Annotated in this window: 5 tRNA genes and 2 rRNA genes; all 7 read right to left on the bottom strand. The window is 44.6% G+C overall.

From position 1 onward, the window contains the following. Positions 1-86: 86 nt before the first annotated feature. Positions 87-162: transfer RNA gene (locus tag CYJ36_RS05565), tRNA-Lys, on the bottom strand. Between the two features lie 33 nt (positions 163-195). Then, positions 196-271, bottom strand: a tRNA-Thr gene (locus tag CYJ36_RS05560). A gap of 222 nt (positions 272-493) precedes the next feature. Beyond that, positions 494-569, bottom strand: a tRNA-Lys gene (locus CYJ36_RS05550). Positions 570-601: 32 nt separating this feature from the next. Further along, a tRNA-Thr gene (locus CYJ36_RS05545) sits at positions 602-677 on the bottom strand. An 82-nt stretch (positions 678-759) separates the two neighbouring features. Further along, a tRNA-Val gene (locus CYJ36_RS05540) sits at positions 760-835 on the bottom strand. A 20-nt stretch (positions 836-855) separates the two neighbouring features. Further along, positions 856-971, bottom strand: a 5S ribosomal RNA gene (gene rrf, locus CYJ36_RS05535). A gap of 127 nt (positions 972-1,098) precedes the next feature. Next, positions 1,099-1,225 (bottom strand): 23S ribosomal RNA (locus CYJ36_RS05530); the annotation flags it as partial.

Below are 1,225 nucleotides of genomic sequence, written 5' to 3'. Positions count from 1 at the left end.
GGACTCGAACCCCCACGTCAAAGACACTAGATCCTAAGTCTAGCGCGTCTGCCAATTCCGCCACACCCGCATATATTAAGTGAAAATGGTGTGCCATGAAGGACTCGAACCTTCGACCCTCTGATTAAAAGTCAGATGCTCTACCGACTGAGCTAATGGCACATAAATTAGTAAACAGATTCGGTTAAGACCGAATGGTGCCGGCAAGAGGACTTGAACCCCCAACCTACTGATTACAAGTCAGTTGCTCTACCAATTGAGCTACACCGGCATTTTATGAAATATATGGTGGAGGATGACGGGCTCGAACCGCCGACCCTCTGCTTGTAAGGCAGATGCTCTCCCAGCTGAGCTAATGGCACATAGTTAGAAAACACTCTTTAGTTTACATGACACCCAAACCTCAGTAAGCTAAAGCAAGTAGCAGCTCGGTTTGTGTGCTGATGTAAAGCTTCGCAGCTNTTCCGCCACACCCGCATATATTAAGTGAAAATGGTGTGCCATGAAGGACTCGAACCTTCGACCCTCTGATTAAAAGTCAGATGCTCTACCGACTGAGCTAATGGCACATAGTTAGAAAACAGATTCGGATAAGACCGAATGGTGCCGGCAAGAGGACTTGAACCCCCAACCTACTGATTACAAGTCAGTTGCTCTACCAATTGAGCTACACCGGCATATAAAGGAAGAAATACAATATTTTATTTACTTTTCTTAAGCAGCTCATTATAAAAGCGCTTGTATAGTGATAAAAATAAATGGTGGAGGATGACGGGCTCGAACCGCCGACCCTCTGCTTGTAAGGCAGATGCTCTCCCAGCTGAGCTAATCCTCCGCTTGAATATTTTTGTCATAGCCTGGCAACGTCCTACTCTCACAGGGGGAAACCCCCAACTACCATCGGCGCTAAAGAGCTTAACTTCCGTGTTCGGCATGGGAACGGGTGTGACCTCTTTGCCATCATCACCAGACATAGTGACAAAAATTATTATACTATGAAATCGGAAGATTTCAAGTATTTTTTTGAAAGAAGTTATTCTTTCAAAACTAAATAACGTTTGATAACAAAATTCACTTGATATTACACTTTATTAGACTGTGGTTAAGTCCTCGAACGATTAGTATCTGTCAGCTCCACGCGTCACCGCGCTTCCACCTCAGACCTATCAACCTGATCATCTTTCAGGGTTCTTACTCACTTGCGTGATGGGAAATCTCATCTTGA

Source organism: Bacillus sp. UMB0893 (assembly GCF_002858905.1).
In the GTDB taxonomy this organism is placed as follows: Bacteria; Bacillota; Bacilli; order Bacillales; family Bacillaceae; genus Bacillus_P.
This window is presented reverse-complemented; position numbering and strand designations above follow the sequence as displayed.